The 24,660-nt window shown below is 63.9% G+C and carries 22 protein-coding genes and 2 tRNA genes; 11 read left to right on the plus strand and 13 right to left on the minus strand.

The window, feature by feature from the left end; genetic code table 11:
- Positions 1 to 43: 43 nt before the first annotated feature.
- Positions 44 to 120 (minus strand) — tRNA-Met (locus tag FLM52_03310).
- Positions 121 to 201: 81 nt separating this feature from the next.
- Entirely contained in the window at positions 202 to 1,536 is a 1,335-nt protein-coding gene (locus tag FLM52_03315; protein ID NVN54825.1) for an FAD-dependent oxidoreductase, read from the minus strand.
- A 182-nt stretch (positions 1,537 to 1,718) separates the two neighbouring features.
- On the opposite strand from FLM52_03315, the gene FLM52_03320 reads away from it, so the two are divergent.
- Positions 1,719 to 2,669, plus strand: coding sequence for a LysR family transcriptional regulator (locus tag FLM52_03320; GenBank protein NVN54826.1), 951 nt, complete (start codon positions 1,719 to 1,721; stop codon positions 2,667 to 2,669).
- A gap of 185 nt (positions 2,670 to 2,854) precedes the next feature.
- Here FLM52_03320 and ychF read toward each other — a convergent pair whose 3' ends face one another.
- The 8 genes from ychF to FLM52_03360 form a co-directional block, all read right to left on the minus strand.
- Positions 2,855 to 3,946: a redox-regulated ATPase YchF gene (ychF, locus tag FLM52_03325; protein ID NVN54827.1), complete on the minus strand. Its 1,092-nt coding sequence runs from the start codon at positions 3,944 to 3,946 to the stop codon at positions 2,855 to 2,857.
- A 298-nt stretch (positions 3,947 to 4,244) separates the two neighbouring features.
- Positions 4,245 to 4,829, minus strand: coding sequence for an aminoacyl-tRNA hydrolase (locus FLM52_03330; protein NVN54828.1), 585 nt, complete (start codon positions 4,827 to 4,829; stop codon positions 4,245 to 4,247).
- A 29-nt stretch (positions 4,830 to 4,858) separates the two neighbouring features.
- On the minus strand, positions 4,859 to 5,494 hold the full coding sequence (locus FLM52_03335; protein NVN54829.1) for a 50S ribosomal protein L25/general stress protein Ctc: 636 nt from the start codon (positions 5,492 to 5,494) through the stop codon (positions 4,859 to 4,861).
- Positions 5,495 to 5,674: 180 nt separating this feature from the next.
- Positions 5,675 to 6,604: a ribose-phosphate pyrophosphokinase gene (locus FLM52_03340; protein ID NVN54830.1), complete on the minus strand. Its 930-nt coding sequence runs from the start codon at positions 6,602 to 6,604 to the stop codon at positions 5,675 to 5,677.
- Positions 6,605 to 6,688: 84 nt separating this feature from the next.
- A tRNA-Gln gene (locus tag FLM52_03345) sits at positions 6,689 to 6,763 on the minus strand.
- Between the two features lie 29 nt (positions 6,764 to 6,792).
- Positions 6,793 to 7,665, minus strand: a complete 873-nt coding sequence (gene ispE, locus FLM52_03350) for a 4-(cytidine 5'-diphospho)-2-C-methyl-D-erythritol kinase (protein ID NVN54831.1) — start codon at positions 7,663 to 7,665, stop codon at positions 6,793 to 6,795.
- A 50-nt stretch (positions 7,666 to 7,715) separates the two neighbouring features.
- Positions 7,716 to 8,360 carry an outer membrane lipoprotein LolB gene (gene lolB / locus FLM52_03355; protein ID NVN54832.1) on the minus strand — a complete coding sequence of 215 codons (645 nt, stop codon included), beginning with the start codon at positions 8,358 to 8,360 and terminating at the stop codon, positions 7,716 to 7,718.
- 122 nt (positions 8,361 to 8,482) lie between these two features.
- Positions 8,483 to 10,345 carry a tetratricopeptide repeat protein gene (locus FLM52_03360; GenBank protein ID NVN54833.1) on the minus strand — a complete coding sequence of 621 codons (1,863 nt, stop codon included), beginning with the start codon at positions 10,343 to 10,345 and terminating at the stop codon, positions 8,483 to 8,485.
- 502 nt (positions 10,346 to 10,847) lie between these two features.
- Here FLM52_03360 and FLM52_03365 point away from each other — a divergent pair.
- The 5 genes from FLM52_03365 (at position 10,848) to moeB (ending at position 15,690) form a co-directional block, all read left to right on the plus strand.
- The gene (locus FLM52_03365) at positions 10,848 to 12,119 is read left to right on the plus strand and encodes a glutamyl-tRNA reductase (protein NVN54834.1); all 1,272 of its coding nucleotides are present in this window, start codon (positions 10,848 to 10,850) and stop codon (positions 12,117 to 12,119) included.
- Positions 12,116 to 13,201 carry a peptide chain release factor 1 gene (gene prfA, locus FLM52_03370; GenBank protein NVN54835.1) on the plus strand — a complete coding sequence of 362 codons (1,086 nt, stop codon included), beginning with the start codon at positions 12,116 to 12,118 and terminating at the stop codon, positions 13,199 to 13,201. Before FLM52_03365 ends, prfA begins: the two co-directional genes overlap by 4 nt.
- A 1-nt stretch (position 13,202) precedes the next feature.
- Positions 13,203 to 14,051 carry a peptide chain release factor N(5)-glutamine methyltransferase gene (prmC, locus tag FLM52_03375; GenBank protein NVN54836.1) on the plus strand — a complete coding sequence of 283 codons (849 nt, stop codon included), beginning with the start codon at positions 13,203 to 13,205 and terminating at the stop codon, positions 14,049 to 14,051.
- A gap of 316 nt (positions 14,052 to 14,367) precedes the next feature.
- Complete coding sequence (locus FLM52_03380; protein ID NVN54837.1) at positions 14,368 to 14,868, plus strand: winged helix-turn-helix transcriptional regulator; 501 nt, start codon at positions 14,368 to 14,370, stop codon at positions 14,866 to 14,868.
- A gap of 72 nt (positions 14,869 to 14,940) precedes the next feature.
- Positions 14,941 to 15,690 carry a molybdopterin-synthase adenylyltransferase MoeB gene (gene moeB / locus FLM52_03385; GenBank protein ID NVN54838.1) on the plus strand — a complete coding sequence of 250 codons (750 nt, stop codon included), beginning with the start codon at positions 14,941 to 14,943 and terminating at the stop codon, positions 15,688 to 15,690.
- 104 nt (positions 15,691 to 15,794) lie between these two features.
- Here moeB and gatB read toward each other — a convergent pair whose 3' ends face one another.
- From gatB to gatC, 3 genes are all read right to left on the minus strand, one after another.
- Positions 15,795 to 17,249, minus strand: a complete 1,455-nt coding sequence (gene gatB, locus FLM52_03390) for an Asp-tRNA(Asn)/Glu-tRNA(Gln) amidotransferase subunit GatB (GenBank protein ID NVN54839.1) — start codon at positions 17,247 to 17,249, stop codon at positions 15,795 to 15,797.
- A complete protein-coding gene (gene gatA / locus FLM52_03395) occupies positions 17,249 to 18,727 on the minus strand; it encodes an Asp-tRNA(Asn)/Glu-tRNA(Gln) amidotransferase subunit GatA (protein NVN54840.1) in 1,479 nt (492 codons plus the stop codon). The genes gatB and gatA overlap by 1 nt, the downstream gene beginning before the upstream one ends.
- 129 nt (positions 18,728 to 18,856) lie before the next feature.
- Positions 18,857 to 19,144 carry an Asp-tRNA(Asn)/Glu-tRNA(Gln) amidotransferase subunit GatC gene (gene gatC, locus FLM52_03400; protein ID NVN54841.1) on the minus strand — a complete coding sequence of 96 codons (288 nt, stop codon included), beginning with the start codon at positions 19,142 to 19,144 and terminating at the stop codon, positions 18,857 to 18,859.
- Positions 19,145 to 19,473: 329 nt separating this feature from the next.
- Here gatC and FLM52_03405 point away from each other — a divergent pair, with 329 nt between their 5' ends.
- The 5 genes from FLM52_03405 (at position 19,474) to FLM52_03425 (ending at position 24,590) form a co-directional block, all read left to right on the plus strand.
- Positions 19,474 to 20,511: a rod shape-determining protein gene (locus FLM52_03405; GenBank protein NVN54842.1), complete on the plus strand. Its 1,038-nt coding sequence runs from the start codon at positions 19,474 to 19,476 to the stop codon at positions 20,509 to 20,511.
- A 106-nt stretch (positions 20,512 to 20,617) separates the two neighbouring features.
- Positions 20,618 to 21,553, plus strand: coding sequence for a rod shape-determining protein MreC (mreC, locus tag FLM52_03410; GenBank protein NVN54843.1), 936 nt, complete (start codon positions 20,618 to 20,620; stop codon positions 21,551 to 21,553).
- Positions 21,553 to 22,035: a rod shape-determining protein MreD gene (mreD, locus tag FLM52_03415; GenBank protein NVN54844.1), complete on the plus strand. Its 483-nt coding sequence runs from the start codon at positions 21,553 to 21,555 to the stop codon at positions 22,033 to 22,035. Before mreC ends, mreD begins: the two co-directional genes overlap by 1 nt.
- A gap of 225 nt (positions 22,036 to 22,260) precedes the next feature.
- Positions 22,261 to 22,941 carry a septum formation inhibitor Maf gene (locus FLM52_03420; GenBank protein ID NVN54845.1) on the plus strand — a complete coding sequence of 227 codons (681 nt, stop codon included), beginning with the start codon at positions 22,261 to 22,263 and terminating at the stop codon, positions 22,939 to 22,941.
- Positions 22,942 to 23,126: 185 nt separating this feature from the next.
- Positions 23,127 to 24,590, plus strand: a complete 1,464-nt coding sequence (locus tag FLM52_03425; GenBank protein NVN54846.1) for a ribonuclease G — start codon at positions 23,127 to 23,129, stop codon at positions 24,588 to 24,590.
- Positions 24,591 to 24,660: the final 70 nt, after the last annotated feature.

Here is a 24,660-nt window from a genome sequence, read left to right on the forward strand (position 1 = left end):
AAAAAGGCCTGACTGCAAGCAGTCAGGCCTTTCGAATCCTGGTTGGTGGCTACACCCTGATTTGAACAGGGGACCCCATCATTATGAGTGATGTGCTCTAACCAGCTGAGCTATGTAGCCGTCCAACGGAGGCGAATATTACGGATTGCTCGTGATGTTGTCAATGCATTAGCGCGAAAAAGTGGCAGGGAATTCATCGGGCTAGCGTCCAGGCCGCGCAGCGAGGGCATCAGATAGGCTGTCGGAGAAAGTGCCGGGGAGAGCCTCTCGCGAGATGGCGCGTGCGATGAGGTCGCCACTGGCGCAGGACAGCGTGAAGCCCAGACTGCCATGGCCGACGTTCAGCCACAGATTGTCAGGGCTGTTCGCTTGCCGGGGACGGCCGAGGATCGGCGGCCCCTTGGGCGTACTGGGGCGCAGTCCGGCCCAAGGAGTGGCCTGCGCGAAATCGCCGGCTTCGGGGAAGGTATCGCTGGCCAGCTTGCGCAGGGCGGCAATGCGCTGCTCATTCAGTTCGGGGTGAAAGCTGTCGCGTTCCCGCTGGCCGATATCCACCATCGCCGCGACGCGCAGCTGGCGTGATGCCGATGACTCCAGATCGGCGTAGACCACCTTGCGTGCCGAATCGGTGACGCTGATGCGTGGCGCGGCCGTCTCGGGGGTGTCAGCTGCCAGTGGCAGGGTGAGGCTATAGCCCTTGAGCGGCTGCAGGGCCAGGCGGATACCCAGGGGGTGTACCAGCTCGGCGGCATGATTGCCGGCCGCGATGACGACCTCTTCGACGGTATGGCGTTCTCGGCGGCCATCAAGGTGTCTGAGCTCGAGTTGCTCGATGCGGCCGTCGCGTGCGGTCAGCGGGGCGACGCGCGTATTGGCGATGCGCGTGTAGCGCCCGGAGGCCCGCAGCTTGCGTTCCAGCGCCTGGCAGAAGGCATGGCAATCCGCCGTCTCGTCCGAGGCGCTGAAGATGCCGCCCGACAGATGGGCTTGCTGGTGGGAAAGTGAGGGCTCCAGCGCGATGCATTGGCGTGCATCGAGTACCTGTTGGTCCTGCGGGGCGACGCGCGCGGCTGCCGCCTTGTCGAGCGCTTCGGGATCACGATGGATCACCAGCTTGCCGCGCTGCTGCCAGGCGAAGTCGCCGAGCGCATCATGAGTGCGCCACTCCGTCATCACCTGCTGGCTGTGCAGAGCCAGCGAGAGCATCTGCGCTGCACTGGCCTGATGCGTGCGGTGATTGCAGGCGGCCACAAATCGGGCCATCCAGCGCCATTGTGCGGGTTCCAGATTCGGGCGCAGTTTCAGCGGTGCCTCGTTGCCTGCCAGCAGCCACTTGATGGCCTGGCGGGGCACGCCGCTATCGGCCAGTGGTGCCACATAGCGATAGCTCAGCTGGCCGCCATTGGCGCGACTGGTCTCGCTGGCCACCTCGGCATGGGCATCGATCAGGGTCACACAGTGGCCGGCGCGCGCCAGAGCATGGGCACTGGCGAGGCCGATCACGCCGCCTCCGATGACAGTCACATGGCGTTGCATGCTGGGCTCCCGGGTCGTGAAGGTCGTGTTTCGTTGTGCTTGAGCTTGCCGGTCGCTTGCGTGAGTGACGAATGAAAAGGATGTGCCGCGTCATAACCCGAGGTTATGGGGTAACCTGATGCACAGGCGCTCAAGTGCGCCCTCAAGTTGGCCCTCTAGACAACCGGACAGGAAGATTGCGCATGCGGCTCAGGGACCTGGAGATCTTTCACGCCGTCCTGCAGGCGGGCAGCGTGACCGGCGCGGCGAGGTTGCTGCATATCTCCCAGCCGGCGGCGAGCAAGGCGCTGCAGCAGGTCGAGCGCCAATGGGGCATCACGCTGTTCACGCGTAGTGCAGGGCAGCTTCATCCCACCGAGGAGGCGCGCAAGCTGGAAGCGGCCAGCCAGGGAATGCTCGGTCAGCTGGACGATGTGAGGCGGCTGGTCGATGGCTTGCGTGAGGGCGAGGCACGCACGCTCAAGGTGGTGGCGACGCCTGCCATCGCCCAGCAATTGCTGCCGCAGGCGCTGGGGCAGTGGCGCCGGCGTCAGCCGCGAGTCAGCTGTGAGCTGGCGACCCAGCATACCCGCGAGATCGTCGATGCCCTGTTGCTGCATGAGGTCGATATCGCCTTTACGCTGAGTGCGCCGACGCATCCTGCACTGATGACGCGTCCGCTGGTGCGCATGCCGCTACTGGTGCTCGCGCCTGAAGGGTATTGGGCACAGGACTGTCAGCAGACGCCGATGACGGTGGCGGAGCTGGCCGGTCAGCGCCTGATCGCGCTGGGGGCGCACGATCCGCTGGCGCGGCGACTCGATGGTTTGCTGGCGAGCGTGGCGCAGGAAGCTTCAAGTACTTTGCCATCTTCGCCGCGTATCGTGACGCGGGTGCAGACCTATCCCCTGGCGGCGTCGCTGGTTCAGGCGGGGGAGGGGCTGGCGGTGGTCGATGCACTCACGGCGCATGCCGCCACCACGGAGCGCAGCTTGAGCGCACGTCAGCTGCCCCAGGCGGGTGAGCTGGTGCTGAGTGCCGTGTGGCGACGCGAGGCGGGGCGTTCGCGGTTGGCCCAGTCGCTGGCAGATCAGCTCGCCAGACAGGCCGCGCAGTGGCTGCAGGTGCCGCTGGCAGAGCCCTCTACGGTCTGAGCCCTTCGCTGGTTGAGCCCTCCGCTGGTTGATATCTTCACGCCTTGATCGGCGCCCCTGATTGAACAGTTTTCCGCACCACAACGCAGAACGGCCCTGACCTCGTGAGAGATCAGGGCCGTTCTGTCAGGACAGGCTGTCAGGGCGTCAGCTGGGCCCGGGCGTCGCCGGGCGCCGATGAGCCATCAGACATTGAAGCGGTAGTGCACCACGTCGCCATCCTTGAGGATGTAGTCCTTGCCTTCCAGGCGCCACTTGCCGGCATCCTTGGCGCCTTGCTCACCCTTGTAGGCGATGAAGTCGTCATAGGAGATGACTTCGGCTCGGATGAAGCCTTTCTGGAAGTCGGTGTGGATCACACCAGCGCCTTCCGGTGCAGTAGCGCCGATCTTGACGGTCCAGGCACGCACTTCCTTCACGCCAGCGGTGAAGTAGGTCTGCAGACCCAGCAGCTCGTAACCGGCGCGGATGACGCGGTCCAGGCCCGGCTCTTCCATGCCCAGTTCGTCGAGGAACATCTCGCGCTCTTCCTCGTCCAGCTCGGCGATCTCGGCTTCGATCTTGTTGCACACCGGCACGACGCTGGCGCCTTCGTTGGCGGCAATGCCGCGCACGATATCGAGGTAGGGATTGTTCTCGAAGCCTTCCTCGCTGACGTTGGCGATGTACATGGTCGGCTTGAGGGTCAGGAAGCCGAAGCCGCGCACGATCTTCAGGTCGTCATCGCTGAGGCCGAAGCTGCGCAGCGGCTGGCCTTCGGCCAGGTGCGGCTGGATGCGTTCCAGCACGGCCTTGGTGGCGATGGCTTCCTTGTCGCCGCCCTTGGCGACACGGGTCAGACGCTGGATGCTGCGCTCGACGCTGTCGAGATCGGCCAGGGCCAGCTCGATGTTGATGGTCTCGATGTCGGCGGCCGGGTCGACGTGGTTGGCGACGTGGATGACGTTGTCATCCTCGAAGCAACGCACCACGTGCGCGATGGCGTCGGTCTCACGGATGTTGGCCAGGAATTTGTTGCCCAGACCTTCGCCCTTGGAGGCACCCGCGACCAGACCCGCGATGTCGACGAATTCCATGGTGGTCGGAATCACCTTCTCCGGCTTGACGATCTCGGCCAGCGCGTTCAGGCGAGGGTCAGGCATCGGCACGATACCGGTGTTCGGCTCGATGGTGCAGAAGGGGAAGTTCTCGGCGTCAATGCCAGACTTGGTCAGTGCATTGAAGAGAGTGGACTTGCCGACGTTCGGCAGGCCGACGATGCCGCAATTGAAACCCATGGCGCTAGATCCTGGTGTGACGTATCGAATGGGGCGTGGCACTGGCAGTCGTCTCGACCAGCAGGCTCTGAGTGCACAGACACTGGGCATGCGGGGAAACGAGTGGGCAGGCACGGAATGAAGACAGGCGGGAAGTGTAAGGCCTCATGCAGCCGAGGTCATCCATTGGGCGCATGTCGCGCGACAAATGATGCCTTTTGCTGCTGATCGCGTGGCGAGACACGCATACGCAAGCGAGGTGATGCGCTGAGCGAATCACCGAAATTCGGAGAGGGGTGATACTGGATGATGCAGAGGTTCAGCTCTTGAAAGAATGCAGGCGATTCATGGCCCGTGCCCATTCGCCACTGATGGCGTCGGGGAGGGTCATCACCACTTCGTCGATGGCGTCGTCGATGGCCTGGCGTTCCGCCTTGCCGGGGCGTCCAAGCACGAAGTTGGTCACCAGCTTGGCATTGCCGGGGTGGCCGATGCCGATGCGGGCACGATGGAACGACTTGTCGTTGCCCAGTGCGCTGATGATGTCGCGCAATCCGTTGTGACCACCATGGCCGCCACCCTGCTTGTAACGAGCGGTGCCGGGGTCGATGTCGAGCTCATCGTGGGCGACGAGCAGTTCATCCGGGGCGAGCTTGTAGAAGTTGCACAATGCGGCCACGGCCTGACCGCTGCGATTCATGAACGTCGATGGGAACAGCAAATGCAGATCCTGACCGGCGAAGTGGACCTTCGCGTATTGGCCATGGAACTTGCGTTCCGGACGCAACGTGGTGTGACCGTGGCGCGCAAGAGCGTCAAGGAGCCAGACGCCGGCATTGTGACGGGTGTCTTCGTATTCGTTCCCCGGGTTACCGAGGCCGATGATCGCTTTCACTCGTGACATGCGCTGTCTGGCTCCTTGATCAGGCTGCGTTATTCTGCAGCAGGTGCTTCTTCGCCTTCAGCAGCATCTTCTGCGTCAGCAGAGATGTTCGGACGAGTGACGTTGACCACAGCGGTGTCGTGATCGGCACCGTGGGACAGGGCAACGGACTCGGCGCCTTCCGGCAGAGCGATGTCGGACAGGTGCAGGGTGTGGCTAACTTCCAGCTTGGACACGTCCAGCTCCAGGTATTCCGGCAGGGCTTCCGGCAGGCAGCTGATTTCGACGTCAGTCGCCAGGACGTGCAGGACGCCGTCCTGGTCCTTGACACCGACACAGGCTTCCTGACCAGTGATGTGCAGCGGCACGTTCATGGTCAGTTTGTGGGACGGATCGATGCGCAGGAAGTCGACGTGAGTCAGCAGCGGCTTGAACGGGTGACGCTGCAGGTCACGGATGACGACTTTCTCGGTCTTGCCCGCAACGTTCAGGGTGATGATGGAGGTGTAGAACGCCTCATCGTCAACCGCCTTGTACAGGCTCGGCTTGTCGATCATGACCGGAGTCGGAGCCTGGTCGGCACCGTAGATGATTCCCGGCACGAAGTCGTTCGTACGACGCAGGCGGCGGCTCGCACCTTTCCCCAGGTCTTCACGAACTTCAGCATTCAGTTTGAACTGTTTCATTTTTGCAGATACCTCAAGGGGCTAATGAGAATCCGGCAGCCCCCGCGACCAGAGCGCTACCGGATCCATGAGGCCGGCCCGGAGATTTCCGGGCCGGCCGCTTGTCGGCAGATGACGGATCATCTGCCGTTGTCAGTGCCTCTTCCCCGAGCAGCGGCGAGCGGTGCCCGCCGACAGGACTCAGTGGAACATGGCGCTGACGGATTCTTCATTGCTGACGCGACGGATCGCCTCGGCGATCAGGCCAGCGACTGTCAGCTGGCGGATCTTGCCGGAACGACGCGCGGCGTCGGACAGCGGGATGGTGTCGGCCACCACCACTTCGTCGAGGACGGAGTTGGTGATGTTGTCGACCGCCGGGCCAGACAGAATCGCGTGGGAGGCATAGGCCACGACGCGGTTGGCGCCATGATCCTTGAGTGCCTCGCCCGCCTTGCACAGGGTGCCGGCGGTATCGATCATGTCATCGACCAGCACGCAGGTGCGGTCTTTGATATCACCGATGATGTTCATCACCTGGGCCTGGTTGGCCTGGGGGCGACGCTTGTCGATGATGGCCAGCTCGCAGTTGAGCTGCTTGGCGATGGCACGGGCACGTACCACGCCGCCCACATCCGGGGAGACGACGATCAGGTTGTCATAGTTCTGACGTTCGATGTCGTCGAGCAGGATCGGTGAGCCATAGACGTTGTCCACCGGCACATCGAAGAAGCCCTGGATCTGATCGGCATGCAGGTCCATGGTCATGACGCGATTGACGCCAGCCTTGACCATCATGTCCGCGACCACCTTCGCCGAGATCGGCACGCGCGCAGAGCGCACGCGGCGGTCCTGACGGGCGTAACCGAAGTAGGGAACGACCGCAGTGATACGCGCCGCAGACGCACGACGCAACGCGTCCACCATCAGGATCAGCTCCATCAGGTTGTCGTTGGTCGGTGCGCAGGTGGACTGCATGATGAAGACGTCCTTGCCGCGGACGTTTTCGTTGATTTCTACCGCAATCTCGCCATCGCTGAACTGACCGACGGTTGCATGACCCAGGCGGGTATCGAGGGCTTCAGCTACCTTGCGGGCGAGAGCGGGATTGGCATTCCCCGCGAATACCATCAGTTTTGACACGCGCAGCCACCTTTGGAGTCTTGTGGGATCTCGGGAGTGGAGAATTCCGGGTTGACCGGGAACGGCCAGGATTGGCTGGGGTACCAGGATTCGAACCTGGGAATGTCGGTACCAGAAACCGGTGCCTTACCACTTGGCGATACCCCAGCAACGTTCACTTCAACCAGTTGCTGTGCTCAGGCCGATGCCAGAGCGGCATGTAGAGGGGAGATATTGCAACCGCGTGCCGAGAAGGCGTGCCACATCGGGCGCTCGAGTTCGAGTCGACCCAGCACCTCGCTGGCCTGTCGTGCGTCGTCAAACGCACAGAACACACAGGCGCCGGTGCCCGTCAGTCTGGCGGTGCCGAACTGGTCCAGCCAGTCCAGGGCGTCGGCGACTGCCGGGTACAAAGTGCGCACCACGACTTCACAGTCGTTGCGGCCCCCCTGCAGTGCGCGCGCCATACTAATCGCGAGGCTGGAACGTGTCAATTGTGGGTGGCCGAACACGGCCGGTGTCGCGACCTCGATACCGGGGTGGATCACCACGAACCATGGGGTGTCCAGCGGGGCTGGCACCAGGCGTTCGCCGATGCCTTCGGCCCAGGCGGCGAAGCCACGCACGAACACTGGCACATCCGCGCCAAGCGACAGCCCGAGCTCGGCAAGGGTATCTTCGCCAAGCTCCAGGCCCCAGAGTCTGTCCAGTGCCAGCAGGGTCGTGGCGGCATCGCTGCTGCCGCCACCCAGGCCGCCACCCATCGGCAGCACTTTCTCCAGCGTGATATCGACACCGGGCAATGCGGTGGGCGACGCGACCTTGCCCTGCGCGTGTGCGGCTTCTCGCAGCAGGCGCGCGGCGCGCACGATCAGATTGGCCTCTTCGGGCACACCTTCAATAGGCGGTGAGAGGCGGATTGCCTCATCGTCGCGCAGCGTGAAGCTGAGGCTGTCGCCGTGCTCGAGAAACTGGAACAGCGTCTGCAGCTCGTGATAGCCATCGGCACGCTGGCCCGTGATATGCAGCATGCGGTTGAGCTTGGCCGGGGCGGGCAGGGTGAGTGTCATGGTCGATGTGGATGTCGGAGTCGTCATGGCAGAAGGAGAAGGTGTCACGATCACAGCGCCTGCCACTGGTTGACGATGAGAGTGGCAGTGAGGTCGCCGTAATAGAGTTTCATCTTGCGCGGTAGCCACAGGCCTTCGGCGCGGGTCCAATCCTGATAGTCCACTTCCCAGCCGTCCTGGTAGAGGGTGGTCGGGAAGCCCAGTGCATCTGTCTCGAGGTCATGCTCGCCAGCGGCCGGTACGCCGCGCACCCAGTTGTCGAGGGCACCCAGCGGCAATGACCAGCCCAGTTGCGCCAGCATCAGGCTCTCGGCATCCGGGGCTTCGAAGTCACCCTCGGAGGAAGAGAGGCGCACGCCTTCGGCGTCGCGCACTAGAGTCGTGCGCCCCGCGCCCAGCGGGCCGGTGATCAGCATGTGGTAATCATCGCCGTCCTGCTGCCAGTCGAGGTTGGCGCTGTGGCCTTCCTCGGGGGTGCGAATGCCGACCTTGCCTGCCAGCTGCCAGTGGGTCAGGGCGGCAAGTTGCGTGTCCTGTTGCTGCCAGTCACCGTCACTGCGCGTCAGATCACCGGCATTGTCGCTGGCCATCTGGCTGGCGCAGCCGCTGAGTACCAGTGTCATGGCCAGCAGGGCTGGTCCGAGCAGGCGGCGTGCCTGGCTCAGCAGAGGAAGTGACAGGGAAAAAGTGATCATGACGCGAAAGCCTTCCGGATGGCGAGAAGATGAGGAGAGGTGAGTGAGGCTCCACTCACTGGCGGGTCAGGATAATGGACTCGCCAGTGGGCAGAAAGTGCCGGGTAGCGTGGCAGTGCTCTTCAGGGCGCGTCGACGACCGGGCGCAGTTCCGGAATGTGCTGGAACAGAGCTTCGAGCTCGCTGGCTTCTTCAAAGCGCTCGCTCAGCTCTACCGCCAGACCGCGGGCTTCATCCTCGCGGCCCAGCGCCCACAGCACCTCGATGAGATGGGCGCCGATCTCGGCATCCTGCTGCTGGGCCCAGGCGGCTTCCAGCGGTGCCAGCGCATTGTCGAGGTCGCCTGTCAGGTAGCGTCCCCAGCCGAGGCTGTCCAGGATGGCCGCGTCGTCGGGCGACAGCGCATGGGCGCGCTCGATCAGGGCCAACGCTTCCTCGAGGCGATCGGTCTCGACCAGCAGGGTGTAGCCGAGCGCGTTGTAGGCGCTGGCATTGTCGGGTTCCAGCGCGATGACTTCGCGCAGGTCTTTCTCCATGGCGTCCAGCTGATCATCTTCCAGGTGGCGAATGCCACGCAGGAACAGCAGGCTGCCCAGTTCGCTCTCCAGGTCGTTGCGCTTCTCGGCCTCCTGGGCGGCGATGGCTTGCGCAAGTGCCTTGCGACGCGTGGCAATGCTGCTGCTCAGCAGGGCCTCGGCCTCGGCATGCGCCCCCTGGGAGTCGAGCAGGTCGATCTCGAAGCTGAGCAGCGTCATGGCATGACGCGGATGACGCAGGCGTTCCACGGCCAGAAACTGACGGGCCTCGTCCGTGCGTTCATGTTCGACCAGCAACTGGGCGGCACGGGCGCGACTGGAGATGTAGCGCTCGCCGTCCGGCACCTGCCGGTAGTAGAGAATGGCGTTGTCGACATCGCCGCTGGACTCGGCGGCCAGCCCCAGCAGGGCGTAGGCGGCGTCCGGCACCGGGTCTTCATCGAGCAGCGGCAGCAGCAGGCGATGGGTGTCCTCGGGCGAATCGGCATCAAGATAGAGACTGGCCAGTGCCAGACGCAGACGTGGCGCGCTGGGATGGCGGGCAATGAGGCTATCGATGCGCTCGCGTGCCGCGTCCAGATCGCCGCTGGCCAGTTCGGTCTGCGCGGCGCTCAGGATCAGGCGGCTGTCATCGGGGGCAATCTCAAGGCCTCGGGACACCGCTCGCCGAGCTGCCTCAAGACGCCCCGCGCTGCGTTCGATCTCGCTGCGCGCCAGCCAGAGCTCTGCCAATGTGGCGTGAGCGCTTTCCAGGCGCACCAGGCGTGCACGCGCCGCGGTCTCATTGCCCAGCGCAGACTCGAACAGTGCCGCGGCAATCTCGGGCATCGGCTGCTCGGGATACTGGGCGATATGCGTCTCCAGCATCGCCAGCAGGGGTTCGAGCTCGGCGCCGGCATCGATCGCCTGCTCGGCCAGGGTCGCCAGATTGCCATTGCCGCCACTGGCGGTGAGTATCAGGCGCTGTTCGAGCGCGGCCTGCCAGTCGCCTCGCTCGACAGCCAGGCGGGCGCGGATGATGCCGGGCTCGCTGGCGGACTCATCGAGTTGCTGCCAGCGTTCGGCGGCGCGCTCCAGCAGGGCCGGGTTGTCGGCGAAACGAGCCGCGAGCACGGCGCGTCGCGCCAGTTCCGGGTCATCGAAGTGACGGCTGGCGGCCAGATAGCCATTGGCGGCGCGGGGATAGTCACCGCGCTGTCCGGCGAGTTCGGCGCTCAACAGCTGATTGAGGCTGTCTGCATCCAGGCCCTGCTGGATGGGCGGCGCCGTGGCCAGCGGGTCGGGCTGCGCCCTCAGGGGCGCGGAGTCGCTCATCGACTGACAGCCGGTCATGCCCAGCAGCAACCCGCCCACGACGCAGGACTTCCACCCGCCGCGCGGGCGACGAGGGGCATCAAGAGAGGCGAGAGTGTGCGGGGGGCTATGTTCAGCGGCAGTCGAAGCGTGCATGCAACCTCGCGTTTGTCAGTGTGGGCAGAATGGGGAACAGGGCGATCGAGCCGCAGGCCGGGTCATGTGCGTAGCATGGCGCTGACGAAGCCATCGTGTCTCGCAGCATAACGGCTGGCGGCGAAGGGGGATAGCGTTGCCGACGCAAGGAAGTGGCATGACCCACCGGACACCTCGTATGCCGACAGATACGTCGCGCGGGCTGATAGCGATAGCCTGCCAGCATCATGGAAAATCCTCATCGGCTGCGACATGCTGCGGGGTCGCGTGGTGCAGACGCTGTGATAGAATGAGCGCGCTAATATTACGATCTCAGCCGCTTCGGCAGCCCTGTGTGCCTTTATGTCAGCCGCCCTTGTCCCCATTTGTGTCGACAGGTGTAAAGGCACCGAGCCTGCGCGGATTACCTGCTGTCCTGGCCTTGGCCTCGCGGCAGGCCAGCACCGAGAGCCGCCTGACATTGACGCCGATTCCTGCCGGCCAGACCCTGACGACTGACTCCATGACCCTTCTTGCCCTTGGCATCAATCACCGCACCGCCGCCGTTGACGTGCGTGAGCGCGTTGCTTTCACGCCTGCGCAGCTCGATGCCGCGCTGGGCGAATTGAAGCGCCTGCCGGCGGTTTCCGAAGCGGCGGTGCTGTCGACCTGCAATCGTACCGAGCTGTACTGCGTGACCAGCGATGGCGCCAAGTCGGTGCTCGAGTGGCTGGGGCGTTTTCATCGCCTGCCGGTGGAGGAGCTGTCGCGTTGCAGCTATCAGCACCTGGGAGAGGAGGCGGTACGCCACCTGATCCGTGTCGCGGTGGGGCTGGACTCGATGGTGCTGGGCGAGCCGCAGATTCTGGGCCAACTCAAGGACGCCTATCAGTTCGCGCGCAACTCGGTGGGGCTGGGCGGTGAGCTCGAGCAGCTCTTCCAGCATATCTTCCAGGTCGCCAAGCAGGTACGTACCGAGACCGGTATCGGCGAGAACCCCGTCTCGGTGGCCTACGCCGCCGTCAGCATGGCCAGCCACATCTTCGATGACTTCTCGCGGGCCAATGCCTTGTTGATCGGCGCCGGCGAGACCATCGAACTCGTCGCGCGCCATCTCAAGGAAGCGGGCATCGCCAACCTGTGCATCGCCAACCGCACCGTGTCGCGCGCCGAGCGTCTGGCCGATGAGCTGGGCGGGACTGCCATCGGCCTGGAAGGTATTCCGCATGCCCTCGAGAATGCCGATATCGTGATAGCCTCCACCGCTTCCCAATTGCCGATTCTCGGCAAGGGCATGGTGGAACGCGCGCTCAAGAAGCGCCGCTACAAGCCGGTGTTCATGGTCGACATCGCCGTACCGCGCGATATCGAGCCGCAGGTCGGAGACCTCGACGACGTCTTCCTCTATACGGTCGATGACCTGCAGGAGGTGATCGACGAGAATCGTCGCCACCGTGAGTTGGCCGCTGCCCAGGCAGAAGAGTTGATTCGCCAGGGCGTCAACGCCTGGTCGCACCGCAAGCGGGTGCGCAGTGGCGGCGAAGTCATCAAGCGCTATCGCAGCCATGGCGAGCAACTGCGCGCCGAATGCGAGGCGCAGGCGCTGGCGGAGCTCGATCAGGGACGCGACCCCCAGGAAGTGGTCGCGCAGTTGGCGCGCCAGCTGGCCAATCGCTTCATGCATCACCCGACACTGGCACTGCGCCAGGCCTCGGGAGACGATCGCCAGGATATTCTTCAGACGGCCCAGACGCTTCTGCTCGCGCCGGCTGATTCATCACAGGACCCTTCATGAAAGACAGCCTCATCACCAAGCTCGACACCTTCCATGACCGCTTCGAGGAGATCTCCGCACTGTTGTCGGAGCCCGAAGTGATCGGGGACCAGGCCAGGTTCCGCGACCTGTCGCGGGAGTATGCCGAGCTTGAGCCATTGATCGAGGCATGGCGCCGTCATCGCGGCCTGAACGAAGATCGTGACGCCGCGCTGGAGATGGCGGAGGACAGTGACCCCGAGATGCGCGACATGGCGCGTGAGGAAGTCCGCGATGCCGATGCGGCGCTCGAGACGCTGGAAGCCGAGATTACCCAGCTGCTGATTCCGCGTGACCCGGATGACGGTGCCAACGTCTTCCTCGAGGTGCGCGCCGGCACGGGCGGTGACGAGGCGGCGCTGTTCGCCGGTGACCTGTTCAAGATGTACTCGCGCTACGCCGAGCTCAAGGGCTGGCAGGTCGAGACCGTCAGCGCCAGTCACGGCGAGCACGGCGGCTTCAAGGAAGTCATCGCCCGCGTGAAGGGCGAGGGCGTCTACTCGCGCCTCAAGTTCGAGTCCGGCGCGCACCGCGTGCAGCGCGTGCCCGCCACCGAATCCCAGGGGCGTATCCATACCTCGGCCTGCACCGTGGCGGTGATGCCCGAGGCCGATGAAGTCGGTGACGTCGACATCAATCCGGCCGACCTGCGCGTGGACACCTATCGCAGCTCCGGCGCCGGTGGTCAGCACGTCAACACCACCGATTCCGCGATTCGCATCACCCACCTGCCCACCGGTGTGGTGGTGGAGTGTCAGGATGAGCGCAGCCAGCACAAGAACCGTGCGCGCGCCATGTCACTGCTGGCGGCGCGCCTCAAGCAGGCCGCGGTGGACACCCAGGCACAGGCCACCTCCGATGCCCGTCGCAAGCTGGTCGGCTCCGGTGATCGCTCCGAGCGCATCCGTACCTACAACTTCCCGCAGGGGCGTCTGACTGACCACCGCATCAACCTGACGCTCTACAAGCTCAATGAAGTGATCGCCGGCCAGCTGGACGAAGTGATCGAGCCGCTGGTGGTGGAATACCAGGCCGATCAGCTGACCGCACTGCAGGAGCAATAAGGTGAGAATCGATGTCACCCTGGCAGCCGCGACTGCCCGTCTGAGCGAGGCGGGCAGCGATTCTCCGCGTCTGGATGCCGAGTTGCTGCTGGGCGAGGTAATGGGACGAGAGCGCACCTGGTTCTACACCTGGGGCGATCGGGATCTCGAGAGCGAGGCCGGTGCCGAGGGTGTGGCACGTTTCGAGGCGCTGTTGGCGCGCCGGGCCGAGGGCCATCCCGTGGCGCATCTGCTCGGGCGGCGTGAATTCTATGGCCTGACGCTGGCCTGTTCACCGGCCACGCTGATTCCGCGCCCGGACACCGAGGTGATGGTGGAGTGCGCGCTGGAACTGGCCGAGGCCACCAGCGGCAAGCTGCTGGATCTCGGTACCGGCACCGGTGCCATCGCGCTGGCCTTTGCGCGTCACCGCCCGCAGTGGCAGGTGTTGGGCGTCGATCTCATCGAGGAAGCCGTGCAGCTTGCACGTGGCAATGCCGAGCGTCTGGCGATCGCCAATGCCGAATTCCGCCAAAGTGACTGGTTCAGTGGCGTCACCGAGACCGGCTTTGCGCTGATTACCGCCAACCCCCCTTATCTGGCCGATGATGACCCGCATCTCGTGCTGGGCGATGTGCGCTTCGAGCCGCGCTCGGCGCTGGTCGCGGCCGAGGCAGGGCTGGCGGACTTTCTGCATCTGATCGCCACTGCGCCGCAGCACCTGGCCGCAGGCGGCCACCTGATGCTGGAGCATGGCCTCACCCAGGGCAATGAAGTGCGCGAGGCACTGCGTGCCGGCGGCTTCGTTGACGTCGAGACCCTGGAAGACCTGGGCGGGCGCGAACGCATCACGCTGGGCAAGCTGGCCTGATGCTCGCCGGGCACCGTCTAGCGGTGCCCGTGTAGTGGTGCCCGTGTAGTGGCGCCCGTGGGTGTTTCCCGCTGACACCCTCGGCGCCTGGCATCCCTGTAGTGCATTCCACCGTTTTCTGTGGAGTCTGCGTGGAATCCTCGTCACAGTACCGCCAGTGAAGGCGTATCCCCTGTTGGTCGGGTATGATAGTAATGATCCTGCATGATTGGCATGGTCGTCTGATAACTCCCTTGTTATCCGACGGCCTGACTGCACGGAAGCCAGGAGCACGGATGATCCTGCTGCAAGTCACCCTGCTGGGAAAACTATTACAATGAAAGCAAAATCACGCACTCTGGACCGCATCGACCTCAAGATTCTGCGTTGCCTGCAAGAGAATGCTCGCATCTCCTATGTCGACCTCGCCTCGGAAGTCGGCCTTTCCACCACGCCGTGCCTGGAGCGTGTCAAACGCCTCGAGCGTGCCGGCGTCATCCGCGGTTACAAGGCGGTGCTCGACCCCAAGGCGCTCAAGGCCAACCTGCTGGTCTTCGTCGAGATCAGTCTCGAGACACAGTCGCCGTCGGTGTTCGATGAATTCCGCCGCGCCGTCTCCAAGCTGCCGCAGATCCAGGAGTGTCATCTGGTCTCCGGTCAGTTCGACTACATCCTCAAGTGCCGGATTCCGGAAATGTCCGCCTATCGTCAGCTGCTCGGCGATGTGGTGCTGACGCTGCCCGGCGTCAAGGAATCCAAGAGTTATGTGGTGATGGAGGAGGTCAAGGAGCAGTTCTCGCTGCATGTGCCCGATATCGAGGAGCTGGACGCCAAGTAATGGCAAGTCACGTTGTTGCCAGACAGGGCTCGTGGCTTCTCACTTCATTTACCGACAGGCGGCTTTTCTCCCATGCAAGATTCGCAATTGCTGCGCTACTCGCGCCAGATCCTGCTCCCTCAGGTCGACATCGCCGGGCAGCAGCGCCTGTTGGCGGCGCGGGTGCTGGTGATCGGGGCGGGTGGTCTGGGCTGCCCGGCAGCGCTCTATCTGGCAGCTGCGGGCATCGGCACTTTGGTGGTGGCCGATGATGACCACGTCGAGCTGTCCAATCTGCAGCGTCAGATCGCCCATGGTGACGCCGACATCGATCAGCCCAAGGCGCAATCACTCGCCGCCTCGCTGTTGGCGATCAATCCCGATACCGAGGTGATCGCATTGTCAGAGCGCCTGCAGGAGGAAGCGCTGGCCGAGCAGGTGGCCGCCGCAGACGTGGTGCTCGATTGCACCGATCGCTTCAGCTCGCGCTTCCCGATCAACGCCGCCTGCGTGGCAGCGGGCACCCCGCTGGTGTCCGGCGCCGCGATACGCTTCTCCGGCCAGCTGGCGGTGTTTGATCGCCGTGAGCCACAGGCGCCGTGTTACGGCTGCCTGTATCCGCCGGATGAGCTGGGCGATGAAGAGTTGACCTGCGCTGAAAGTGGTGTCATCGCGCCGCTGGTCGGCATCATCGGCGCCTTCCAGGCGCTGGAAGCGCTCAAGCTGATCAGCGGTGCTGGCAGCGTGCATCGCGGCCTGGCCACCTTCGATGGCCTGAGCGGTGAATGGCGGCGCATGGGCCTCAAGCGCGACCCCGGCTGTCAGGTGTGTGGCGGTTCGTGAGCCTGCATGGGCGGCTGTTGATTGTCGTTCGATAGAGCATGAAAAAGCCCCCAGCGTCGTGATGACGGTGGGGGCTTTTTTCATTCAGCGGCTGATGGACAGGCTCAGCTGAGGCTATCCAGCTTGTCTTTCAGCACCTTGTTGACCTGTTGCGGATTGGCGGTGCCGCGCGAGGCCTTCATCACCTGACCGACGAAGAAGCCGATCATCTTGCCACGCTTGTCCGGCTCGGCTTCCTGATACTGTGTCACCTGGGCCGGGTTGTCGGCGATCACCTGATCGACCACGGCTTCGATGGCACCGGTGTCGGTGACCTGCTTGAGGCCGCGTGACTCGATGATCTCGTCGGCGTTTTCGCCTTCGCCATCCCACAGCGCGGCGAATACCTGCTTGGCGGCCTTGCCGTTGATGGTCTCGTCGACGATGCGCTTGATCAGGCCACCCAGCTGAGCCGCGGAGACCGGGCTGACGGCGATGTCGAGGTTTTCCTTGTTGAGACGACCGGTCAGCTCACCTTGCACCCAGTTGGCGGCCTGCTTGGCGTCGCCGCAGACATCCTTCACTTCCTCGAAGAAGTCGGCCATTTCGCGGCTGGCGGACAGCACGCCGGCGTCATAGGCGGACAGGCCCAGTTCGCTTTCGAAACGCGCGCGTTTCTCGGCCGGCAGTTCCGGCAGGGTCTGGCGCAGGTGTTCGATGTAGGCCTCGTCCACTTCCACCGGCAGCAGATCCGGGCACGGGAAGTAGCGGTAATCGTTGGCTTCTTCCTTGGTACGCATGCTGCGCGTCTCGTCGGCGTCCGGATCATACAGGCGGGTTTCCTGCACGACCTTGCCGCCGTCCTCGATCAGCTCGATCTGACGCTCCACCTCGAAGTGGATGGCGCGCTCGATGAAGCGGAAGGAGTTGACGTTCTTGATCTCCGCGCGGGTGCCGAAGGCTTCCTGCCCCTTGGGGCGCACCGAGACGTTGACGTCGCAACGCAGCGAGCCTTCGGCCATGTTGCCGTCAGAGATGCCGAGATACGTCACGATGGCGTGGATCGCTTTCACGTAGGCCACCGCTTCCTTGGCGGAACGCATGTCCGGCTCGGAGACGATTTCCAGCAGTGGTGTGCCGGCACGGTTGAGGTCGATGCCGGTCATGCCCTGGAAGTCTTCGTGCAGCGACTTGCCGGCGTCTTCCTCGAGGTGGGCATGGTGGATGCGGATCGACTTGCGCGTGCCATCTTCCAGAAGGATCTCGAGCTCACCCGGACCGACGATGGGCTGATCCATCTGGCTGGTCTGGTAGCCCTTGGGCAGATCCGGATAGAAGTAGTTCTTGCGTTCGAACACCGAACGGCCGGCCACGGCGGCATTGACGGCGAGGCCGAAGCGCACGGCCATGGCCACGGCCTGCTCGTTGAGCACCGGCAGGGTGCCCGGCAGGCCGAGGTCCACGGCGCTGGCCTGGGTGTTGGGCTCGGCACCGTAGGTGGTGGAAGAGCCGGAGAAGATCTTTGACTGGGTGGCGAGCTGAGCGTGAACCTCAAGCCCGATTACGACTTCCCATTGCATCAGGCTTGCTCCTGTCCGAATTCCGGGCGCTGGCGGTGCCAGTCGGTGATTTGCTGGAACTGGTGCGCGACGCCCAGCAGGGTCTGCTCACCGAAGTGCGGGCCGAGGATCTGCAGACCCACCGGACGCTTGCCTGCCAGGCCGGCCGGCACGCTGATGCCCGGAATGCCCGCCAGGTTGATGGCGATGGTGTAGAGATCCTGCAGGTACATGGACAGCGGGTCCTTGTGCGCGCCGAGATCGAACGCCGGGGTCGGTGCCGCCGGGCCCATCAGCACATCGACCTGATCGAAGGCATCGAGGAAGTCCTGGCGGATCAGGCGACGCACCTTCTGGGCCTTGATGTAGTAGGCATCGAAGAAGCCTTCTGAAAGGGTGTGCGTGCCGATGATGATGCGGCGCTTCACCTCGTCGCCGAAGCCTTCCTCGCGGGTGCGCTTGTAGAGGTCTTCCAGGTCTTGCGGGTCATTGCAGCGATGGCCGAAGCGCACGCCGTCATAACGCGACAGGTTGGAGGAGGCTTCGGCCGGCGCGATCACGTAGTAGGTCGGGATGGCCAGGTGGGTATGCGGCAGCGAGATTTCCTGCACGCTGGCACCGGCATCCTCGAAGACCTTGATCGCGGCACGCACGGAGGCTTCGACTTCCTCGGACAGGCCTTCGCCGAAGTATTCCTTCGGCAGGCCGATCTTCAGGCCCTTGAGGTTGTAGTCCAGTCCTTCGACGTAATCCGGCACGCCACGCACCACGCTGGTGGAGTCGCGCGGGTCGGCGCCGGCGATCACGTTCATCAGGCGCGCGCAGTCTTCGGCGGAGCGAGCCATCGGGCCGCCCTGATCGAGGCTGGAGGCGTAGGCGATCATGCCGTAACGCGAGACGCGGCCGTAGGTCGGCTTGAGGCCGGTGATGCCACAGAAGGCGGCCGGCTGGCGGATGGAACCGCCGGTGTCGGTGCCCAGCGCGGCCGGTGCGAGGCCTGCGGCGACGGCGGCGGCACTGCCGCCGGAGCTGCCACCCGGTACGGCGGACAGATCCCACGGGTTCCTGACGGCACCGTAGTGGCTGTTCTCGTTCGAGGAGCCCATCGCGAACTCATCGAGGTTGGTCTTGCCGAGAATCACCACGCCCTCGGCCTTGAGCTTCTCGATCACGGCGGCGTCGTAGGGCGAGACGAAGTTGTCGAGCATCTTCGAGCCGCAGCTGGTGCGCACACCTTCGGTGCAGAAGATGTCCTTGATGGCCATCGGGACGCCGGTCAGCGCGGCGGCATTGCCGGCGGCACGGCGTGCATCGGCGGCATCCGCATCACGCAGCGCTTCTTCGCGGCACAGGGTGATGTAGCTGTTGAGCTCGCCATCGAGGCGTTCGATGCGGGCCAGGAAGGCTTCCGTCAGCTCGCGACTGGTGTATTCGCCGGCCTCCAGGCCTTGCGCCAGCTCACTGAGCGTCTTGTCATGTAGTGCAATGGACGATGACATGTTCGATTCCATCAGTGCAGACGATGCGCTGGGCATCGTCCGCAGAAATTCCGGGGCGGACGGGGCGTGCCGCGTGACGTGGTATCCGATGGCAGCCGATCACGATGTGTGAGCGATCTGCCAGCGAGATCACTCGACGACGCGCGGAACCAGATACAGACCCTGCTCTGTGGCCGGGGCTACCTGCTGAAAACGCTCGCGCTGATTCGATTCGGTGACTTCGTCCGCGCGCAGGCGTTGCGTGGCTTCCAGCGGGTGTGCCAGCGGTGCGACGCCGTCGGTATCGACCTGTTGCAGCTGGTCGACCATGGCGAGAATCCGGTCGAGATCCTCGACGTAGGCTTCGGCATCCTGCGAGGCAAGACCCAGGCGTGCGAGGTGAGCGGCACGCAGCACATCTGAATGTTCAAGGGCCATTGAAGTTTCCCTGTCTTGGCTTCGAGAGGCTTGAGGTGACGGCAGGAGTCGGAGACGACCACGCGGAATCGGACTGGCGCCACGAGCGCGAAAGGCCGAATTCGAAAATCGTGGTGTCCCGGCAAACCCGATGCCCGTTACCCTGTAGAACAGCGCGCTTTGCAGCGATGGAGCAATCTGTCGCCGAATGCGCCGTCACAGTGTGATTCGGCGTGAAATGTACCACATCTGCGTCGCTCTGGCAGGCGTGTCAGCTTGCCGCCATGGGGTGGCAATGGTACCGTTCGCGTCTGCACAGGGTTCCGGTCTGGACTAGGTGATCAACTTCCATGTTTAAACGTTTACGTGGGCTGTTCTCGAGCGATCTGTCGATCGATCTGGGTACTGCCAACACGCTTATTTATGTGCGCGGTCGCGGTATCGTGCTCGACGAGCCCTCAGTCGTGGCCATTCGCCAGTCCGGGAATGCCCGCAGTGTGGCGGCCGTCGGTGCCGATGCCAAGCGCATGCTGGGGCGCACCCCCGGCAATATCACGGCCATCCGTCCGATGAAGGACGGCGTCATCGCCGACTTCACCGTTACCGAACAGATGCTCCAGCATTTCATCCGCAAGGTGCATCAGAGCACCTTCCTGACACCCAGCCCTCGTGTGCTGGTGTGCGTGCCGTGCATGTCGACCCAGGTCGAGCGTCGCGCCATCAAGGAATCGGCCGAAGGGGCCGGCGCGCGTGAGGTCTACCTGATCGAGGAGCCGATGGCTGCCGCGATCGGTGCGGGTCTGCCGGTGGAAGAGGCGATGGGCTCCATGGTGGTCGATATCGGTGGTGGTACCACTGAAATCGCCATCATCTCGCTCAACGGCGTGGTCTATTCCGAATCCGTGCGTATCGGCGGTGACCGCTTCGACGAAGCCATCACCTCCTATGTGCGTCGCCATTACGGCAGCTTGATCGGTGAGGCGACGGCCGAGCGCATCAAGGAAGAGATCGGTTGTGCCTACCCGGGTGGCGAGCTGCGCGAGATCGACGTGCGCGGCCGCAATCTGGCCGAGGGTATTCCGCGTTCCTTCACGCTCAACTCCCACGAGATTCTCGATGCGCTGCAGGAACCGCTGGCGGCCATCGTCTCGGTGGTCAAGAGCGCGCTTGAGCAGTCTCCGCCGGAACTGGCCTCCGACATCGCCGAGCGCGGCCTGGTACTGACCGGTGGTGGGGCGCTGCTGCGTGACATCGACAAGCTGATCGCGGAAGAGACGGGGCTGCCGGTGATCATCGCCGAAGACCCGCTGACCTGCGTGGCGCGTGGCGGTGGCAAGGCGCTGGAAATGATCGATCAGCACACCTTCGAGCTGCTGTCGAGCGATTGACCTCGTCCGGGGCCGGGCATGCTGTGTGCTGTACGGCTGGTCCCGGCCTGTCGGAGGAAGTGCTATCAAACCCCTGTTCACGCGTGGCCCCGTGCCCGGCTATCGCATGCTGTTGTGCGCGGTGCTGTCACTCACGCTGATGTTTGCCGAAGATCGCTTCAGCTGGATGGTCGATGTGCGCGCCAGCATGGCGACGCTGGTGTCGCCCGTGCAGTGGGTCGTCAGCTTGCCGACGGAAGGCATCAGCTGGGGCGCCCTGGTGTTTGCCGATCAGCAGGAGTTGGCCGACGAGAATCGCGCGCTGCGCGAACAGCTGCTCAACCTGTCCAGCCGTGTGCAACGCATGGCGAGCCTGACTTCCGAGAATACGCGTCTGCGCGAATTGCTCAATGCCGGACAGCGCAGCGATATCCCCTATATCACCTCCCAGTTGTTGACCCTCGATGCTGACCCGTTCTCCCACCGCATGGTGGTGGACCGCGGTGAGCAGGACGGCGTGCGCATCGGCCTGCCGGTACTCGATGCCTATGGTCTCGTCGGGCAGGTCATCTCCACCTCGGCCTACAACAGTCGCGTGCTGATGATCAGTGATGCCAGCCATGCGGTGCCGGTGGAGATCAATCGCAATGGCCTGCGCTTCATCGCCCAGGGCAGTGGCAAGATCGACCAGGTCGATGTGCTGCATGTGCCGGATACCGCCGACATTCGTGTCGGGGATCTGCTGGTGACTTCCGGACTGGCGCTGCGCTTTCCGCGCGGCTTGCCGGTGGCACGTGTCACCGAGGTCTACCATGATCCCGGCAAGCCGTTCGCCCGCGTGAGTGCCGAGCCCATCGCGCAGCTGGAGCGTTCGCGCAACTTCCTGATCCAGATGCCGCCGCCGGTGGACACCGACAACCTGTATGTCGATGACAGCCTCGATGAGTTGCCGCGCGACAACCTGGCGGCGCCCAGACCCGAGGGTGACGACGCCGCACAAGGCTCCGCCGAGGATGCGGCAGACGCACAGGCACCCACCGATGCTGCCGGGGAGAACAACTGATGGCCTTTCGTCCCCAGACCACCTTGCTGTGCTGGTTCTCGCTGCTGCTGGCGCTGTGTCTGCAGGTCATGCCATTGCCGGATGTATGGCTGATCTGGCGGCCCCAGTGGCTGGGTCTGATGCTGGTCTACTGGTGCATCGTCTCGCCGCAGAGTGTCGGAGTCTTCCACGGCTTCCTGTTCGGGCTGGCGCTGGATGTCCTGCAGGGCGCACCGCTGGGGCACAACGCCCTGGTACTGTCGCTGACGGCCTTCATGGGTGTGCTGCTCTATCAGCGTATTCGCGCCTACTCGCTGTTGCAGCAGGCGTTGCTGGTGATCGTGGTGCTGGGCATCGCGCAGTTGCTGGATCAATGGCTGCGCAGCCTGTTCGGTGCCGGCCCCGTCAGCCTGTCGTTCCTGCTCTCGGCGGTCATCGGCGGCGCGCTGTGGCCGTGGCTCTATACCCTGCTGCAGATGCTGCGTCGGCGGGTCGCGGCCTGAGTGCCACTGGCACGTCGATAGCGTTTCTTGTGAGCTTCCAAAAGCCGCCTACGGGCGGCTTTCTGGTACTTGTCAGCCATCAACGCCTGTCAGTCATGTTTCTCCGCGAGGTCTTCCATGTCATCCCGTTCAAGTTCATCCGCTTCCAGGCCATCCACACCTGATACCGACAGCCCCACTTCCTCACTCTTTGCAAACTCTGACGCCGCGGGGCAGCGCAACGTGATGTTTCAGGGCATTGCTCAACAGGGCATTGCTCAACAGGGTTCTGATCAACAGGACGCTGCTCATCCGGGATTGATTCTGGCCTCGGGGTCGCCGCGTCGTCGTGACCTGCTGGCCAGTATCGGCATCCAATGTGAGGTGGCGCCGGTGGATATCGATGAGACGCCGCAGGCCAATGAGTCGCCGGAGCATTACGTGCTGCGTCTGGCGCGAGAGAAGTCGCAGGCCGGTTTCGCGGCCCTGGCGCAGCGGACGGCAGGCCAGACGGCGGGGTGGCGAGTACTCGGCGCGGATACCGCGCTGGCACTGGATGGACGCACTCTCGGCAAGCCGCGCGACGAGTTGGACGCGCGCGAGATGCTGCTCAGCCTCTCGGGGCGCAGTCATCAGGTGCTCAGTGGTGTGGCGCTGTGTCATGGCGACGCCGGGCGCGACATCCGCTGCGCGAGCGAGCTGGTCGAGAGCCGCGTGACCTTCCGCACCATCACCCCAGAGGAGGCCGCGCGCTACTGGGCGACCGGTGAGCCCGCTGACAAGGCAGGTGGTTACGCCATCCAGGGGCTCGGCGCCGTCTTCGTCAGTCATCTTGAGGGCAGTTACAGCGCCGTGGTCGGGCTGCCGCTGCATGAGACTGCACAGCTCTTGAGCAAGGCGGGCGTTCAGCCGTGGCAACCGCTCTGACGGGCGATGTTCCACGCTGCATCCGTCGGGCGTCGAGTCAGCGCACCAGCGTTATCACGAAGAACCATGGCTTGCATGCGTGGCACAAAATACCCGTTGCAGGAAATCCTTAGTCGATAGATCACAGCCGGGGGCTCCCTAGCTATGTCATAATCGCAAGCAACGACTTTACAAGGACTTGCGCTATGAGCGGCGAGGTATTGATCAATCTGACACCGATGGAGACCCGCGTGGCGGTAGTCGAGAACGGTGTCCTGCAGGAAGCCTTCATCGAACGCAGCGGGCGACGCGGCATCGTCGGCAACATCTACCGTGGCAAGGTGGTGAGAGTATTGCCCGGCATGCAGGCGGCCTTCATCGATATCGGTCTCGAACGGGCGGCCTTCATCCATGCCCAGGAAGTCATGCCGGCGCATACGCCGCATGATGAGCAGCTTTCGATCCGCGAGCTGCTCAGCGAAGGCCAGCCACTGGTGGTGCAGGTCACCAAGGACCCCATCGGCACCAAGGGCGCCCGGCTGACCACGCATCTGTCGGTGCCGTCACGCTATCTGGTCTACATGCCGGACTCGCCGCATACCGGCGTGTCGCAGCGCATCGAGAGCGATGTCGAGCGTGACCGCCTCAAGGAGATGACCGAGCAGTGCCTGACGGAGCTTGATCCGGAGGCGCCCGGCGGCTTCATCCTGCGCACCGCCGCCGAGGGCATCAGCGAGGCGGAACTCAAACAGGACATGCATTTCCTGCTGCGCCTGTGGCGCAAGGTCAGTGAACGTCGCCTCACCGCTGCCGTGCCCAGCGTCATCTACGATGATCTGCCACTGTTCATGCGCACGCTGCGCGATGTGATGCGCGACGAGATCGAGCGCGTGCGCATCGATTCCCGCGAGAACTATCTGCGTCTCAAGGAATTCTCCAGCGAATTCATGCCGGACATGGAAGGGCGCATCGAGTATTACCCTGGCGAGCGACCGATCTTCGATCTGTTCAGTGTCGAGGATGAGCTGCACAAGGCGATGGGTCGCAAGGTGCAGCTCAAGAGTGGTGGCTATCTGGTGATCGACCAGACCGAGGCGATGACCACCATCGACGTCAACACCGGTGGTTTCGTCGGCCACCGCAACCTCGAAGAGACCATCTTCAAGACCAATCTCGAGGCGGCGACCGCCATCGCGCGCCAGCTGCGGCTGCGCAATCTCGGCGGCATCATCATCATTGACTTCATCGACATGGAAGAGGCCGAGCATCAGCGCCAGGTGCTGCGGGTGCTCGAGAAGTCGCTGGAGCGTGACCACGCCAAGAACAAGATGACCGGTGTGACCGAGCTGGGCCTGGTGCAGCTGACGCGCAAGCGCACGCGCGAGAGTCTGGAGCAGGTGCTGTGCGAGGCCTGCCCGACCTGTCAGGGGCGCGGCACCCTCAAGACGCCGGAGACGGTCTGCTACGAGATCTTCCGCGAGATCATGCGCGAAGAGCGCGCCTACAGCCCGGATACCTACATGGTGCTGGCCTCACAGAACGTGGTCGATCGCCTGCTGGACGAGGAATCCGCGGCCGTGGCGGACCTCGAGAGCTTCATCGGCAAGACCATCCGTTTCCAGGTCGAGGCGCATTACACCCAGGAGCAGTACGATATTGTGCTCATGTGATCTGTCAGCCACCGAGCCTGCGATGAAGCCGGGAGTCGCGTTATCCACATCGTGAGTCTGTCCTGTTCGG

This window comes from bacterium Scap17, from assembly GCA_013376735.1.
In the GTDB taxonomy this organism is placed as follows: domain Bacteria; phylum Pseudomonadota; class Gammaproteobacteria; order Pseudomonadales; family Halomonadaceae; genus Cobetia.